The sequence below is a fragment of the Streptomyces sp. NPDC059785 genome (assembly GCF_042732375.1).
GTDB lineage: Bacteria > Actinomycetota > Actinomycetes > Streptomycetales > Streptomycetaceae > Streptomyces.
The window spans coordinates 1-14128 of record NZ_JBHWHV010000112.1 but is presented as its reverse complement, the minus strand read 5'-3'; the positions used below and the strand labels follow the sequence as shown (position 1 = coordinate 14128).

Genomic DNA, 14128 nt, shown 5'->3' with positions numbered 1-14128 from the left:
CGGCTGGCGGCGCGGCCGGCCGCTCCCGCAGCGGGCCCGGACCCGGTACGTGCGGCCGCCCCGGACCCGGCTGCCGGTCCGGCGCCCGCGCCTGCGCCTGCGCCTGCGCCTGCCGCGGATTCGGCCTCTGGCCCGACGCCTGCCACCGCCCCGGACCCTGTCGCCGCCGCTGCCGCTGCCGCTGCCGCGAGCCCTGCCGTCGCCCCGGGCCCGGCCTCCGCCCCGGCCCCCGCTTCTGCCCCGGGCCGGCTTTCCGCGCAGGCACCGGTGCCCGCCGCGCCGGGCCGCCGCTTCCGTCTCTTCCGCAAGCGGCGGCCGGAACACGGCGGCGCGGTGGCCGTGGCCGTGCCCGCCGTCGAGGCGGCGCGGGTCGAGGGGCTCGCCGTTCGCCGGGGGCGGGTCGAGGCGCTGCGGCGGGTGGATCTCACGGCCGCCCCGGGCGAGACCGTCGCCCTGATGGGGCGCAACGGCGCCGGGAAGTCGACCCTGCTCGGCGCGCTGGTGGGCCTCGTCGAACCGGCCGCCGGTGGTGTCCGGGTCGGCGGTCTCGTACCGCACCGCACGGCCCCGCGGGACCTCGTACGCCGCGTCGGACTCGTACCGCAGGAACCACGGGACCTGCTGTACGCGGACACGGTGGCCGGGGAGTGCGCGGCGGCCGACCACGACGCGGGCGCCGAGCCCGGTACCTGCCGCGCCCTGGTGTCCGGGCTGCTGCCGGACATCGGCGACGCCACGCATCCGCGGGACCTGTCGGAGGGCCAGCGGCTGGCGCTCGCGCTGGCCGTCGTGCTGACGGCGCGGCCCCCGCTGCTGCTGCTCGACGAGCCGACGCGCGGTCTGGACTACGCCGCCAAGGCCCGGCTGGTCGCCGTGTTGCGCGGCCTCGCGGCGGAGGGCCACGCGATCGTGCTGGCCACCCACGACGTGGAGCTGGCCGCCGAACTCGCCGACCGCGTGGTGATCCTGGCGGACGGCGAGGTCGTCGCGGACGGCCCCACGGCCGAGGTCGTGGTGGCCTCGCCGTCCTTCGCCCCCCAGGTGACGAAGATCCTCGCCCCGCAGCGATGGCTCACGGTCACCCAGGTCAGGAAGGCACTGGCATGAGCGGCGGGACCACGGGCGGAGAGGCCCGGGACGGGCAGGCGCGGGACCGGCAGACGCCAGTCGGGCAGACGCCAGTCGGGCAGGCGTCCGCCGTGCGGCTCGGGCCCCGTTCCGTCGCTGCGCTCGTGCTGGTCAGTGCCGTCGGGGTGGCCGGTTTCGGCTGGCCGCTGCTCGCCGGGCCCGGTTCCGAGGTCAGCGCGCACGCGCAGGACGCGCCCTTCCTCTTCGCGGGGCTGCTCGTCCTGCTGGTCGCGGTGGTCGCCGCGACGATCTCCGAGTCGGGGCTCGGCCCCAAGGCGGTCGCCATGCTCGGCGTGCTGGCGGCGACGGGCGCCGCGCTGCGGCCGATCGGGGCGGGGACCGCCGGCATCGAGCCGATGTTCTTCCTGCTGGTGCTGAGCGGACGGGTGCTCGGCCCCGGCTTCGGCTACGTCCTGGGCTCGGTGACGATGTTCGCGTCGGCGCTGCTGACCGGTGGCGTCGGGCCGTGGCTGCCGTTCCAGATGCTGGCCATGGGGTGGTTCGCGATGGGCGCGGGGCTGCTGCCGGGAGCGGACCGGCTGCGCGGGCGCGGCGAACTGGTCGTGCTCGCCGGGTACGGGTTCCTCGCCGCCTTCGCCTACGGCACCGTCATGAACCTCGCGGGCTGGCCCTTCATGAGCGGCCTCGCCTCCGGCGTCGCCTTCGACCCGCACGCCGCGCTCCCCGCCAACCTGGCCCGTTTCCTCGCCTACTGTCTGGCCACCTCGCTCGGCTGGGACCTGGGCCGGGCCGCGGTCACCGTCGTCCTGACCCTGGTGGTCGGCGCCCCGCTCCTGAAGGCGCTGCGCCGGGCCACCCGCCGGGCGGCGTTCGAGGCCCCGGTCGCCTTCCACCCGTGAGGTGAAGGCGCGAGGTAAAAGCACGGGGTGACCGGGAGACCGCGTCGAAGAACGTGACCACCTTCGGCGCCGCCGCCCGGAACGAGCCGAAGTGGTCCACGTCCCCCTGGTTCACCACCGGCACCCGGCCGTTCGCCGGCGCGGGCTACAGCCGCTGGATGATCGTCCCCGTGGCGAGCGCGCCGCCCGCGCACATGGTGATCAGCGCGAACTCCTTGTCCGTGCGCTCCAGTTCGTGCAGCGCGGTGGTGATCAGCCGGGCACCGGTCGCGCCGACGGGGTGCCCGAGCGCGATCGCGCCGCCGTTGACGTTGACCTTCTCCAGGTCCTGTTCGAAGACGCGCGCCCAGCTCAGTACGACGGACGCGAACGCCTCGTTGATCTCCACCAGGTCGATGTCTTTCAGGGTCATCCCGGCCTTGCCGAGGACGGCCCGGGTCGCGTCGACCGGCCCGTCCAGGTGGTAGTGCGGGTCGGCCCCGACCAGCGCCTGGGCGACGATCCGGGCGCGCGGCCGCAGCTTCAGGGCGCGCGCCATCCGCTTGGACGCCCACAGCAGCGCGGCGGCGCCGTCGGAGATCTGCGAGGAGTTGCCCGCGGTGTGCACGGCGACCGGCATCACCGGCTTCAGCCGGGCCAGCGCCTCCATGGAGGTGTCGCGCAGCCCCTCGTCGCGGTCGACCAGGCGCCACATGCCCTGCCCGGCCCGCTGCTCCTCCTCGGTGGTGGGCACCTGCACGGCGAACGTCTCGCGCTTGAACCGCTCCTCGGACCAGGCGACGCGGGCCCGTTCCTGCGAGCGCAGACCGAGCCGGTCGACGTCCTCGCGGGTGAGCCCCCGGTGGCGGGCGATGCGCTCCGCCGCCTCGAACTGGTTGGGCAGCGCCACGTCCGACTCCTCCGGGAACGGCTTGCCCGGACCGTGCTTGGAGCCGGAACCCAGCGGCACCCGGGACATCGCCTCGACACCGCAGCTGATCCCGACGTCGATGACGCCCGCCGCGACCATGTTGGCGACCATGTGCGAGGCCTGCTGCGAGGAGCCGCACTGGCAGTCGACGGTCGTCGCCGCGGTCTCGTAGGGCAGGCCCATGGTGAGCCAGGCGGTGCGCGCGGGGTTCATGGACTGCTCCCCCGCGTGGGTCACCGTGCCGCCGACGATCTGCTCGACGCAGTCGGCGTGGATGCCGGTGCGGCCGAGGAGTTCGCGGTAGGTCTCGCCCAGGAGGTAGGCGGGGTGGAGCTGGGCCAGCGCGCCGCCGCGCTTGCCGATGGGGGTGCGTACGGCTTCGACGATCACGGGTTCCGCGGCCATGGGGGGCTCGTCCTCTCCTCGCTCGCCCGCGCGGCGCGCGCGTCCCGGCCACCCCGCCGCGCAGAACTAGTACGCGTTCTAGTTCTGCTTGCAGTCTGCTGAGCGGAGGCGGTGAGCCGCAAGGGGCGTGCAGGCAACGGAGTCGTGATCTGCACGAATCCCGCACGCGCACACGGAGTCGCGATCCGCACGAACCCCGCACGCAAATCTGGCCGCCGTACCCCTTGCTACTTATAGAACCCGTTACTACCTTCACCGCAATTCCCGGTTCCTGATGGGCCGTCAGAACACGAGGCGGCCCGCAGTCAGTCCGCGAGACCTGGAGTACCGATGCCCTGTCCAGCGCTGCCCGACGGGTTCGACTTCACCGACCCCGACGTACTGCACCACCGCGTGCCCCTCCCGGAGTTCGCCGAGCTGCGCCGGACCGAGCCCGTGCACTGGATCCCGCAGCGGCCCGGCGCCGCGGGCTTCCAGGACGACGGCTACTGGGCCGTGACCCGGCACGCCGACGTCCGCTACGTCTCCACCCACCCCGAGCTGTTCTCCTCCTGGGTCAACACCGCCATCATCCGCTTCAACGAGCACATCCAGCGCGAGCAGATCGAGGTACAGCGGCTGATCCTGCTCAACATGGACCCGCCCGAGCACACCCGGGTCCGGCAGATCGTGCAGCGCGGCTTCACCCCGCGCGCGATCCGCGCCCTGGAGGAGGCGCTGCGCACCCGCGCCCGGAACATCGTCGCCACCGCCCTGGAGAACGCGGGCCCCGACGGCACGATCGACTTCGTCACCCAGGTCGCCAGCGAACTGCCGCTCCAGGCCATCGCCGATCTGATCGGCGTCCCGCAGGACGACCGGGCCAAGATCTTCGAGTGGTCGAACCGGATGATCTCCTACGACGACCCCGAGTTCGCGATCACCGAGGAGGTGGGCGCGGAATCGGCCACCGAACTCATCGCCTACGCCATGAACATGGCCGCGGACCGCAAGCAGTGCCCGGCCCACGACATCGTCACCAAGCTGGTGGCGGCGGAGGACGAGGGCAATCTCGCCCCGGACGAGTTCGGGTTCTTCGTCCTCGTCCTGGCCGTCGCGGGCAACGAGACCACCCGCAACGCCATCACGCACGGCATGCACGCGCTGCTCACCCACCCCCAGCAGTGGGAACTGTTCAAGCGGGAGCGCCCGGCGACCACCGCCGAGGAACTGGTCCGGTGGGCCACGCCCATCATCTCCTTCCAGCGCACCGCGACCCAGGACACCGAACTCGGCGGACAGCGGATCCGCGAGGGCGACCGGGTCGGCCTCTTCTACTCCTCCGCCAACTACGACCCCGAGGTCTTCGAGCGCCCCGACGCCCTCGACATCACCCGCGACCCCAACCCGCACCTCGGCTTCGGCGGCGGCGGACCGCACTACTGCCTCGGCAAGTCCCTGGCCACGCTGGAGATCGACCTGATGTTCAACGCCCTCGCGGACGCCATGCCGGACGTACGGCTGGCCGGGGACCCGCGGCGGCTGCGCTCCGCCTGGGTGAACGGCGTCAAGGAACTCCGCGTCAGTCCCGGTTGACCCGGCCGATCCGGCCGATCCGGCCGATCCGGCACGCACATTGTCGCGTCCGGCGCCGTTCCCGTGGAGGCAGGGGCACTAGTCCCCCCGCCTCGCCCCTGTCTTCACGGGACGGCACCGGTCAGGCGGTCACGGTCACGGTCACGGTCACCCGGTGCAGTGTCCCGGCCGCGCGTAGACCACCACCCGTGCGCCGTGCAGCGTGTACGTGCGGCACGCCTCGAAGTGGTCCCGCAGGGTGTCCCGTTTCACCGCCTCCTGCGGATACGGGTCCAGGGGCTGACCGAGCGGGTCGGTCAGGGCCAGGACGCGGTCGGCGGCGAGGATCCGCCGCCGGATCACGGCGGCCGGCAGCTCCGTGCCCTCCAGGGTGCGGGAGGCGGCGGGCGAGCGGTCCAGGGCCAGATCGCGCACCCGGTCGTACGTACCGGGCGAGGACAGCAGCCACTCGCGGCGCCGGGCGGGCAGGAACAGCACCCCGTCCGCCGCGCCCGCCTCCGCACGTACCGCCTCCTGTACGGCGATCACGTCGTCCTTGCGGCTGTCCACCGAGCGCACCTGGAGCGACCAGGGCAGCAGCACCGCGAACGCGGCCAGGGTCAGCGTCCACACCACCCCGCGGCGGGGCAGGCGGCGGGTGCCGAGCACGCACGGGCCGGTCCCCGCGAGCAGCCGGTCCAGGGCCGCGCCTGCCAGCAGGGCGAGGCCCGCCATGCCGTACAGCACATAGCGGTCCACGTACCAGGGCTTGATCAGGGACACCGTCATCAGCAGGCCCGTCGGCGCCACCAGCAGGGGGAGCGCGACGGCTGCCGTGGGGGCCGGTGCGGTCCGGTGACAGAGGTACCGCGACAGCAGCAGGCCCGCGATGGTCAGCGCCGCGAACATCAGCCACGCGCTCACGCTCGGCCGCCCCAGCCAGCCCAGCTGCCGTTCCGCCTGCCGGGCGCTCACCACGGCCAGCGGGACCACCGTCGTCAGCGCCGCCGCGGCGGCCGTCGCCCACCTCCGTACGACCGGCCGGGGCGCGGCGCTCCGCCACAGGGTGAGGGCGTGGGCCACCAGGACCAGCGCGGCGAACTCGTTCAGCCAGCAGGCGAGCGCGAGCAGGAACGCGTACGCCGTCCAGGCTCCGGTCCCGGTCCCGGCCCCGGTCCCGGTCCCGGTCCCGGTCCCGGTCCTCGCCCCGGCTCCGGTTCCAGCTCCGGCTCCGGTTCCAGCTCCGGTTCCGGTTCCGGCACCTGCCGCGCCGCGCAGCAGGGCGTACGTGGCCCAGACGACCGCCGCGCACACCAGCGCGTAGGCCCGGCCCTCCTGTGCGTACTGCTGGACCATCGGCAGCGCGGCGAAGGCGACGCCGCTCAGCAGGCCCGCGCGTGTCCCGGCCAGCCGTCGGCCCACCGCGCCGACGCCCGCGGCGGCCACCGCGGTCGCCAGTACCGAGGGCAGCCGCAGCGCCGTGAGGCCGCCCTCCCACACCGCGAACAGCCCGTGCATGAGCAGGTAGTACAGACCGTGCACGGCGTCGACCTGCCCGAGCAGGCCCCACAGGTCGGGCAGCGGGCGGTGGGCCACCTGCCAGGTCACCGACTCGTCCCGCCACATGCTGTGGTGGCGGCCCAGGCCCCACAGGCCCAGGGCGAGCGCGGCCACGGCGGGGACGGCGGTGGCCGTCCAGGCGGGCGGGCGCCGGGGCGTGTGCTGTCCGGTGCGGGCCGGTACCCGCTCGGCGAGGTCCGCCGGCCGGGTACCGGTCACCGGTCGCTCGGCACGGGCGGGGTGCTGGAGGAGGGTGCGATGGACGGGGATTCAGTGGAGGGGGACGAGGGTGCGATGGACGAGGATTCAGTGGAGGGGGAGGAGGTTGGGGACGTTTCGGTGGCGGGCAGCAGCCTGCGCGGGCCCGACAGCAGGTACGTCAGGCCGAAGCCCGCGCCCACCACCGCCGCGCCGCCCACCGCGTCGAGCACCCAGTGGTTGGCCGTGGCGACGATCGCGACCAAGGTGAACAGCGGGTGCAGCAGGCCCAGCGCCTTCACCCACTTCCGCCGGGCCATGACGGCGACGACGATGCCGCACCACAACGACCAGCCGAAGTGCAGGGACGGCATGGCCGCGTACTGGTTGGTGAGCGCGGTCATCGTCCCGTAGTCCGGCTTGGCGAAGTCCTGGACGCCGTGCACCGTGTCGATGAAGCCGAGGTCCGGCATCAGCCGGGGCGGGGCCAGCGGGTAGAGCCAGAAGCCGGCCAGGCCGAGGAGCGTCGCGAGGCCCAGCGAGGCGCGCGCCCACCGGTAGTCCGCGGGGCGGCGCGCGAAGAGCACGCCGAGAATCACCAGCGGCACGATGAAGTGGAACGTCTCGTAGTAGAAGCTGAGGAAATGCTCCAGCCACGGGATCCGCACCACCGTGTGGTTGGCCCAGTGCTCGATGCCGATACCCAGCGTCTTCTCCAGCGAGTGGATCTGTTCCCCGTGCTCCTCGGCCGTCGCCCTGCCCGCCGTCGCGGCCAGCCTGACCTGCGCGTAGGCGGCGTAGAAGACCCTTATCAGCAGCAGTTCCAGAAGCAGGTTCGGCGTGCTCAGCGCGCGGCGCCAGAACGGCAGCAGGGGTACGCGCCGCCAGCGCGCGGGGACCGGGCGCCCGTACTCGGTGGGGACGGCCCGCTCGTAGTACGGCGAGGTCCGGGACAGGAACGGTACGGCGCAGGCGGCGGCGAGCGCGGCCAGCAGCACCGCGTTGTCCCGTACGGGGTGCAGCACCGGCATGTCCGGCAGCAGCATCCTCGACGGGAGCGTCACCACGAGGACGACCGCGACCGGCCACACGAAGCGGTCCGAGGCCCGCCTGCCGACCCGGCCGGCCACGGCCAGCAGCACCCACAGCAACTGGTGCTGCCAGGTGGTGGGCGCGACCGCGACCGCGACGCAGCCGGTGACGGCCACGGCGAGCAGCAGTTGCCCGTCCCGCGCGTAGCGCACCGCCCGGCGCAGGCCGAGGACGACGACGGCCGCGCCGAGCACCAGGAACAGGCCGATCTCCAGTGGCCCTTCGAGCCCGAGCCGCAGCAGCGCGCCGTGCAGCGACTGGTTGGCGAGGTCGTCCGCGCGCAGGCCCAGCCCCACGCCCGCCACGTGGTGCACCCAGTACGTGTACGAGTCGTGCGGCATCGCGGCCCAGGCGAGCAGCGTGGAGGCGGTGAAGGTCGCTGCCGTGGTGACGGCGGCGCGCCTGCGTCCGGTCCACCACAGCAGCGGCGCGAAGAGCAGCACGGTCGGCTGGAGCGCCGCGCCTACGCCGATCAGGAGCCCTGCTGTGCGGGGTCCTGCGGGGCTTTGTTCTCTGGTGGGTTGTGCTGCGGGGCTTTGTTCTGCGGCGGGTTGTGCTGCGGTGCGTTGTGCTGTGGTGGGTTGTCCTGCGGTGCGTTGTGCTGCGGTGCGTTGTGCTGTGGTGGGTTGTGCTGCGGTGCCTTGTCCTGCGGTGCCTTGTCCTGCGGTGCGTTCCGTTCGGGCTGTGAAGCAGCCGAGCAGTACGAGCAGTACCGGGATGACGCTGGTCTGGCCGAGGTAGAGGGTGTTGCGGACCGGCAGCGACAGCATCAGCAGGCTGATCGCCACCGGCGCGGCGAGCAGCCGGGTGCGCCGGGACACGGGCGGCGGCAGGGCGCGCGCCGCGATCAGGCCGATCGCGACGACCAGCAGCAGGGTGCCGAAGGTCCAGCCCCAGCCGAGGGCCTGTTCGGCGGCGCGGGTGAGCGGCTTGAGGACCAGGCCCGCGAACGGGGTGCCGGTGAACCGCGTCGAGTCGTACAGGGATCCCGTCACGTGCAGGACGCCGTCCTGGCCGACCCAGGTCTCCAGGTCGGTCAGCCGTTCCCCTCTCGGGGTGCCGAGGACGGCCGCGACCTGTCTCACGGCGAGGACCGCGGCGATCAGCCAGAGGGCGATGCGGGTTGCCTCCAGCCGCGTTCTCGCCTGTCCGGCCGCCGCCGTTCCGAAGGCATCCCCTGGTTGTCCGCCGTGCTGCGCGTTCGCCACGACCCGTCGGCCCTCCCGCCCGCTACCGCCTGTCTGTCCGTGCTTGGAACCCTATGTGGCCCGTCGCCCCCTTCGTGAAGAGACGCGGGCTACCCCTGGTTCACCTGTCGTGTGCCCGCGTTTTGTCCGGATGACGACCCTTCGCCCCGCCGGGCCGATCCGGGCCGCAACCGTCAGCGGTTCCGAATGGGAGTCGCGACAAAGATCACAGTCGGTCAAGCGGAGTGGCGACTTCCGGCTTCGCGTCCTGCCTGCACAGGGGGCGTTTGTCTGCCGTACGGAGTTACGTGGTAGCTACACGTAACGACGTGAAGTGCACCTAAGGTCGGTTTTCGGCCCGCTTCGACAGGGGCCCCGTCGTTGTCCCCGTCGAAAGGCAGGCGAGCGGAATCTTGCCGACCGTCACACCCGTCGCTCCCCCCATCACGTCCGCCGCTCCCCCGGCACCCCTGCCCCCACAGGCCACCGTCACCGACCCCGCGCTGGTCCGGCGCGCCGTCAAGGCGGCGGCGCTGGGCAATGCGATGGAGTGGTTCGACTTCGGCGTGTACAGCTACATCGCGGTGACACTCGGCAAGGTCTTCTTCCCCTCGGGCAACCCCACCGCGCAGCTGCTCTCCACCTTCGGCGCCTTCGCCGCCGCCTTCCTCGTCCGCCCGCTCGGCGGCATGGTCTTCGGGCCGCTCGGCGACCGTGTGGGCCGGCAGAAGATCCTCGCGCTCACCATGATCATGATGTCGGCCGGCACCTTCGCCATCGGCCTGATCCCGTCGTACGCCTCCATCGGCGTCGGCGCGCCCCTGCTGCTGCTCGCGGCGCGGCTGGTGCAGGGCTTCTCGACCGGCGGCGAGTACGCCGGCGCGTCCACGTTCATCGCCGAGTACGCGCCGGACAAGAAGCGCGGCTTCTTCGGGAGCTGGCTGGAGTTCGGCACGCTCGCCGGGTACATCGGCGGCGCGGGTCTGGTCACCCTGATGACCGCGCTGCTGTCCAGCGAGGATCTGATCTCCTGGGGCTGGCGGATCCCCTTCCTGATCGCCGGGCCGATGGGTGTCGTCGGGCTGTATCTGCGGATGCGGCTGGAGGAGACCCCGGCATTCGCCGCGGAGCTGGCCAAGGCGTCCCGCGAATCCCGCAAGGACAGCAAGGACAGCAAGGACAAGGAACGCGCCGCCGACCGCGTGCCGCTGCGCGTGCTGCTGGCCGGGCAGTGGAAGGCGCTGCTGCTCTGCGTCGGGCTCGTGCTCGTCTTCAACGTCACCGACTACATGCTGCTGTCGTACATGCCCAGCTATCTGACCAGCGAGCTGAAGTACGACGAGACGCACGGGCTGCTCGTGGTGCTCGCGGTGATGGCGCTGATGATGGTCGTGCAGCCCTTCGCGGGCGCGCTCACCGACCGTGTCGGCCGGCGGCCGGTGATCGCGGTCGGCTGCGCCGGGTTCCTCGCGCTGTCCGTCCCCGCCCTGCTGCTGATCCGCCAGGGCAGTCTGCTCGCGGTCGCGCTCGGCATGGGCGCCCTCGGGCTGCTGCTCGTCTGCTTCACCGCCGCGATGCCCGCCGCGCTGCCCGCGCTCTTCCCCACCAAGGTGCGCTACGGCTCCCTGTCCATCGGGTTCAACGTGTCCGTCTCGCTCTTCGGCGGGACCACGCCGCTGGTCGTCACCGCGCTCATCGGGGCCACCGGGAACATGATGATGCCCGCGTACTACATGATGGCCGCGGCCGTCGTCGGTGGTGTCGCGGTGTGGTTCATGAGCGAGTCGGCCGGGCGGCCACTGCCTGGGTCGGCGCCCTCTGTGGAGCCCACGCGCCGCTGAGGGGCCTGCCGGTCCGCCGGCCCAGCCCCTGGAACCGTCGGCTTCGTCGCGTCGTCTGACACCCTGTTGATCAGCGTGACGGAAGGGTTGCGGGGGATGGCACGCGGACGGGGACGGGAGCGGAGCGAGGTATGGGGACGGCAGCGGAGCGGGGTATGGGGACGGCAGCGGAGCGGGGTATGGGGACGGCAGCGGAGTGGGGTACGGGGCCGGCAGCGGAGTGGGGTACGGGGCCGGGTGCTGGCCGTCGTACTCGCGCTGCTGGCGCTCCAGTTGGGGTCGCTGATGGCACCGGCGTACGCCTGCGGCTGCGGTGCGATGCTGCCCGATGCCCAGCGGCACGTGACGGTCGACCGCGAGGTGTCCGTCGTACGCTGGGACGGCGCCGAGGAACAGATCGTCATGCAGCTGACGGTGACCGGTGACGCCCGTACCGCCGCGTGGATCATGCCGGTCCCGCACCGGGCGACGGTGGAGCTCGGCGAGAGCCGGCTCTTCTCGCAGCTCTCCGAGGCCACCGCGCCGGAGCGGCGCACCCGGCACCACTTCTGGCCGCGCAACGGCGACTGGCCCTTCGACGACTCGGACACGGCAGGCGATGCCGCGCTGCCCGGTGCCGCGTCCGGGGTCGGTGTCGTCGGGCGGGAGCGGCTCGGGCCCTTCGACGTGGCCCGGCTGACCGCCACCGACTCCGACGCGCTCGGCGACTGGCTCGACGATAACGGCTTCTCGCTTCCCGGTCGTCTCGACACCGCCTTGCGTCCGTACGTCGACCAGGGGTGGGAGTACGTGGCGGTCAAGCTGGCGCCGGAGGAGGCGGGGGCCGTGCTCGGTGGGGCGCTCGATCCGCTGCGGCTGAGCTTCGCCAGTGACGATCTGGTCTATCCGATGCGTCTGTCGCGCCTCGCGAAGACTCCGCAGTCGCTCGGTCTGTACGTTCTCGCCGAGCACCGGATGGAGCCCGCCTCCGCGATCGGCGGTGACGCGCCGCGGGTCTCCTTCGCGGGGCGGCTCACCGACACCTCGGGGCCGCTGGCCGGGCTCACCGGCGGGGGTACGGACTTCCTCACCGCGCTCGATCAGGAGTTTCCGCGGCCGTCGGAGATCTCCGGCGATCACGAGCTGCGTCGGGCGTCCTCCGACGCGGGGTACCGGCAGGCGTACTACGTCGACAAGTTGCTGCGGGTGGGCGGGGTGCCGGTGTGGCTGCTGACGGTAGGGGGTCTGGTGGCCGTCGCTGTGGGTGTGACCGTGGGTGTGCCGTACGTACGGCGTCGGCGGGTGGCGGGGGTGGTCGGCTGACCTCGGGCCGCGCGGTCTGCGCGGTCTGCGCGGTCTGCGCGGTCTGCGCGGTCTGCGCGGCCCGCACGGTGGTGGGTCGGGGCCGCGCCGGTACATCCGCCCGTCGCTCCCGCGGTCACCTCCGGGGTTCAGATGACCGACTTGGTGTGCGACCACGTGATCGACGGGCATTTGATGTACCGGCACGGCCCCTTCCGTGCGATCGCGGGTGCGGGGAGCGCCTCGGCTGACGCCAGCACGGTCCCTTCCGGCCGGCCGAGGGGGCGGGTGCGGGTCGTGGACGGTTCGGTCACGGTCCCTTCCGGCCGTCGGCGGCTGCGGGTCGTGGGGCGTTCGGCCGCCGTCCCTTCCGGCCGGCCGGGGGCGAGTGCGGGTGTGGGTTGGTTATATTCGTCGGCGGATCTAGTTAGCCTCTCTAACTAGGCTTACGAAAGGCACGGTGCATGAGCGAGTCGCAGCTCTGGGACGACGTCGACGCCTACTTCACCTCCGTCCTCGCCCCGCCGGACGAGGCGCTGACCGCGGCGCTGCACGACAGCGACGCGGCCGGACTCCCCGCCATCAACGTCACCCCGAACCAGGGCAAGCTGCTCCAGTTGCTCGCCCTGGCCCAGGGCGCGCGCCGCATTCTCGAGATCGGGACGCTCGGCGGCTACAGCACCATCTGGCTCGGGCGCGCGCTTCCCGCCGACGGACACCTCGTCACCCTGGAGTTCGATCCCCGGCACGCAGAGGTCGCCCGGCGCAATCTGGCGCGGGCAGGCCTGGACAAGGTCACCGAGGTACGGGTGGGGCCGGCGCTCGACTCGCTGCCCGTACTGGCCGAGGACGCCGAGCCGTTCGACTTCTTCTTCATCGACGCGGACAAGGTCAACAACCCGCGGTACGTGGAGTGGTGCCTGAAGCTGAGCCGGCCCGGCAGTCTGATCGTCCTCGACAACGTCGTGCGCCACGGGCGGGTCGTCGATGCCGACAGCACCGATCCCAGCGTCCAGGGCACCCGCGCCGCCTTCGAACTCGTCGCCTCTCACCCGCAGTTGACCGGTACGGCGGTGCAGACCGTGGGTGGCAAGGGTTACGACGGGTTCGCTCTGGTGCGGGTTCTGCCCTGAGGGGCTTGCGAGTCAGGTCTCGTGGTAGAAGCCCACGTTCACGCTGCGCGGTCCCGTACGGTCCTGGATGACCAGTTCGCCCGAGCTGCCCGCCGGCAGCCGGGCCGTCCCGCCGTACGGCAGCGGCTGGGCCGGGAGGCCGGTGAGTATCAGCCGGACCTCGGAGGACGGGTCCTGATGCGAGCCGCGCAGCCAGGTCACCTGCCAGGTGCCCTCGGGGCCGCAGAGGAACTCCAGATGGACCCGCGAGACGAACAGCCAGTCGTCGGGCGTGGCGAGCCGGCACACGGACCGGTCCCGGCCCACCCGGAGCACCGCGCCCGGCTCGCTGGGCCCGTCGGCCATCTGCATACCGGCCGTCGCCCCGGCGTCCGCCTCGCCGACGGATGCCATGGTGAGTTCGAGCACGTGCGCTCCCTGTGTTCAGCGGTCGGGCCATCCCCGGGCGTCGTCGACGCACCGCCGCCGCATAGTAATGCGCCAGATCGTCCGGCCGGGTGACGTCCGGCACAATGGAGGCATGACCGAGCGAAAGCCACCCGGTGTCAGCTTCGAGTCCTGGGTCGACCGGCAGATCCGCGAGGCGGAGGCCCGCGGCGAGTTCGCCCGGCTGCCCGGTGCGGGCGAGCCGCTCCCGGCCGTCACCGACACGTCGTACGACGAACTCTGGTGGATCAAGCGGAAGATGGCCCGCGAGGGTCTGTCGGTCCTGCCGCCGACACTGGCGCTGCGCAAGGAGGCCGAGGACGCGCTCGCGGCCGCCGCTGCGGCTCCCTCGGAGGGCGCGGTCCGGCGCGTCATCGAGACCGTCAACGCCAAGATCCGCGAGATGATGTTCAAGCCGCCGCCCGGCCCCCCGCTCGGCCTCAAGCCGTACGACGTCGAGGCCGTCCTCCGCGACTGGCGCCGACGCCGGGAGCAGACGGGAGCGGGGGACGGCGAAGAAGGGCGCGCCGACGTCGGTTGAGTGACGTCGGCG

The 14128-nt window shown here is 72.7% G+C and carries 11 protein-coding genes; 7 read left to right on the top strand and 4 right to left on the bottom strand.

Annotated elements, in window-relative coordinates; all coding sequences use genetic code 11:
- The coding region (locus ACFV6E_RS42080) for an energy-coupling factor ABC transporter ATP-binding protein (protein ID WP_385468980.1) at positions 1-1107 on the top strand (1107 nt) is incomplete at its 5' end.
- Entirely contained in the window at positions 1104-1988 is an 885-nt protein-coding gene (locus ACFV6E_RS42075; protein ID WP_385170596.1) for an ECF transporter S component, read from the top strand. The genes ACFV6E_RS42080 and ACFV6E_RS42075, both read left to right, overlap by 4 nt.
- A gap of 145 nt (positions 1989-2133) precedes the next feature.
- On the opposite strand, the gene ACFV6E_RS42070 is transcribed toward ACFV6E_RS42075, so the two are convergent.
- The gene (locus ACFV6E_RS42070; protein ID WP_385468977.1) at positions 2134-3303 is read right to left on the bottom strand and encodes a steroid 3-ketoacyl-CoA thiolase; all 1170 of its coding nucleotides are present in this window, start codon (positions 3301-3303) and stop codon (positions 2134-2136) included.
- A gap of 330 nt (positions 3304-3633) precedes the next feature.
- On the opposite strand from ACFV6E_RS42070, the gene ACFV6E_RS42065 reads away from it, so the two are divergent.
- A complete protein-coding gene (locus tag ACFV6E_RS42065) occupies positions 3634-4878 on the top strand; it encodes a cytochrome P450 (RefSeq protein WP_385170602.1) in 1245 nt (414 codons plus the stop codon).
- 147 nt (positions 4879-5025) lie between these two features.
- Here the strand turns inward: ACFV6E_RS42065 and ACFV6E_RS42060 are convergent, their stop codons facing one another.
- Together ACFV6E_RS42060 and ACFV6E_RS42055 are read right to left on the bottom strand one after the other, a co-directional pair.
- Positions 5026-6636: a glycosyltransferase family 39 protein gene (locus ACFV6E_RS42060; protein WP_385468974.1), complete on the bottom strand. Its 1611-nt coding sequence runs from the start codon at positions 6634-6636 to the stop codon at positions 5026-5028.
- Positions 6633-8915 carry a phosphatase PAP2 family protein gene (locus ACFV6E_RS42055; protein ID WP_385468971.1) on the bottom strand — a complete coding sequence of 761 codons (2283 nt, stop codon included), beginning with the start codon at positions 8913-8915 and terminating at the stop codon, positions 6633-6635. The genes ACFV6E_RS42060 and ACFV6E_RS42055 overlap by 4 nt, the downstream gene beginning before the upstream one ends.
- Before the next feature lie 392 nt (positions 8916-9307).
- Here ACFV6E_RS42055 and proP point away from each other — a divergent pair, with 392 nt between their 5' ends.
- The 3 genes from proP to ACFV6E_RS42040 all read left to right on the top strand — a co-directional run bounded on the left by proP (position 9308) and on the right by ACFV6E_RS42040 (position 13149).
- Positions 9308-10735 (top strand): glycine betaine/L-proline transporter ProP, encoded by a 1428-nt coding sequence (gene proP, locus ACFV6E_RS42050; RefSeq protein ID WP_385170609.1) that lies wholly within the window; start codon positions 9308-9310, stop codon positions 10733-10735.
- Positions 10736-10972: 237 nt separating this feature from the next.
- Positions 10973-12037, top strand: a complete 1065-nt coding sequence (locus ACFV6E_RS42045) for a DUF2330 domain-containing protein (RefSeq protein ID WP_385170612.1) — start codon at positions 10973-10975, stop codon at positions 12035-12037.
- Between the two features lie 443 nt (positions 12038-12480).
- A complete protein-coding gene (locus ACFV6E_RS42040; protein ID WP_385170614.1) occupies positions 12481-13149 on the top strand; it encodes an O-methyltransferase in 669 nt (222 codons plus the stop codon).
- A 12-nt stretch (positions 13150-13161) separates the two neighbouring features.
- Here the strand turns inward: ACFV6E_RS42040 and ACFV6E_RS42035 are convergent, their stop codons facing one another.
- Entirely contained in the window at positions 13162-13557 is a 396-nt protein-coding gene (locus tag ACFV6E_RS42035; protein WP_385170617.1) for a hypothetical protein, read from the bottom strand.
- 112 nt (positions 13558-13669) lie between these two features.
- Between ACFV6E_RS42035 and ACFV6E_RS42030 the strand changes: the two genes are divergently transcribed.
- Positions 13670-14116, top strand: a complete 447-nt coding sequence (locus ACFV6E_RS42030) for a DUF1992 domain-containing protein (protein WP_385170620.1) — start codon at positions 13670-13672, stop codon at positions 14114-14116.
- Positions 14117-14128 lie beyond the last annotated feature (12 nt).